Here is a 1,697-nt window from a genome sequence, read left to right on the forward strand (position 1 = left end):
CCGGCATCCAAAGGTCATCATGGGTTTTGTGTTGGTGTGTGTTTGATTTTTATTAGGAGACAACGAAATGAAACTGCGAAATCTGGTTCTGACTGTGTCCATCGCTTGCGCGGGTGTGTCCGCTGCGCTGGTGGCGCCGAGTGCCATGGCGCAAGCCAAGGAACAATTCTTCCCCTCGCTGGTGTACCGCACCGGTGCTTATGCTCCCAACGGCGTGCCTTTTGCCAACGGCTTTGCCGACTACCTCAAGCTGGTCAATGCGCGCGGCGGCATCAACGGCGTGAAAGTGTCGTTTGAAGAATGTGAAACCGGCTACGCCACCGACCGCGGCGTGGAGTGCTACGAGCGCCTCAAGGGCAAGAACGGTGGCGCCACCGTGTTCCAGCCGCTGTCCACCGGCATCACCTTCGCCCTGACCGAAAAAGCCCCTGGCGACAAGATCCCGCTGATCACAGCGGGCTATGGCCGCAGTGAATCCGCCGACGGCGGCGTGTTCAAGTGGAACTTCCCGATCGCAGGCACCTACTGGGTGGCGGCCGACGTGCTGATCCAGCACATCGCCAAGAAGGAAGGCGGCTACGACAAGCTCAAGGGCAAGAAGATTGCATTGGTCTATCACGACAGCCCCTACGGCAAGGAACCCATCCCCCTGCTGCAGGAACGTGCGTCCATGCACGGCTTCTCGCTGAGCCTGCTGCCCGTGACCCACCCGGGCGTGGAACAAAAGGCCACCTGGCTGCAGATTCGCCGCGACAAGCCTGACTACGTGCTGAACTGGGGCTGGGGCGTCATGAACTCCACCGCCCTGAAGGAAGCCCAGGCCACCGGCTATCCGCGCGAGCAGATGTACGGCGTGTGGTGGGCCGGTGCCGAGCCCGACGTCAAGGACGTGGGCGCAGGCGCCAAGGGCTACAACGCGATCACCATGCAGCACGGCACCGAGAAGGGCTCGGCCGTGGTCAAGGAGATTCTGGAGAAAGTGCACGGCAAGGGCCAGGGCACCGGGCCGAAAGAAGAAGTCGGTGACGTGCTGTACATGCGCGGCCTGATGAGCTCCATGTTTGCCGTCGAAGGCGTGCGCCAGGCCCAGGAGAAGTACGGCAAGGGCAAGGTCATGACGGGCGAGCAGGCGCGTTGGGGCTTCGAGAACCTGAACCTCACGCAGGCCAAGCTCGATGCACTGGGGTTCAAGGGTGTGATGCGTCCCATCTCCACCAGCTGCCAGGACCACATGGGCGCTGCCTGGGCCCGCATCCACACCTGGGATGGCGCCAAGTGGGCCTTCTCCAGCGACTGGTACCAGGCCGATGATCAGATCATCAAGCCCATGGTCAAGGCTGCGGCCGACAAGTACGCCGCCGAGAAAAAACTGACCCGCAGAACTGGTCAGGACTGCCAGTCCTGACCGGCATCACCCCCGCCGCGCTGCGCGCGACCCCCTCCAGGGGGCGACACTGGGGCCGGCGGAGCCGGACCCGCGGTGTCCCTGGATGGAGTCACCGCAGTCGCGGCGGGTGTTGATCTCTCGCGGCTGGCTTGCCAGCCGCCATTTGAAAGACCGGCGTGCCGTGTCTTTCAAATGGCCCCCAAGGAAACACCATGACAACCCCCAACACCGTCCTCAACGTCAACGGCATCGAGGTCATCTACAACCACGTGATCCTGGTGCTCAAGGGCGTCTCGCTCAACGTGCCCGA

The 1,697-nt window shown here is 62.8% G+C and carries 1 protein-coding gene and 1 pseudogene; both read left to right on the top strand.

Annotation, left to right across the window (positions count from 1 at the left end):
* Positions 1–67: 67 nt before the first annotated feature.
* Positions 68–1,405 carry an ABC transporter substrate-binding protein gene (locus tag ASE11_RS13475; RefSeq protein WP_056272264.1) on the top strand — a complete coding sequence of 446 codons (1,338 nt, stop codon included), beginning with the start codon at positions 68–70 and terminating at the stop codon, positions 1,403–1,405.
* A gap of 194 nt (positions 1,406–1,599) precedes the next feature.
* Positions 1,600–1,697: pseudogene (locus tag ASE11_RS25895) on the top strand (ABC transporter ATP-binding protein); the annotation flags it as partial.

Origin of the sequence: Hydrogenophaga sp. Root209 (genome assembly GCF_001428625.1) — a bacterium.
GTDB lineage: Bacteria > Pseudomonadota > Gammaproteobacteria > Burkholderiales > Burkholderiaceae_C > Hydrogenophaga.

What these genes read in the sequence shown, in the direction of transcription:
- ASE11_RS13475 (WP_056272264.1), top strand. Translation starts at nt 68, where the DNA reads ATGAAACTGCGAAATCTGGTTCTGACTGTGTCCATCGCTTGCGCGGGT.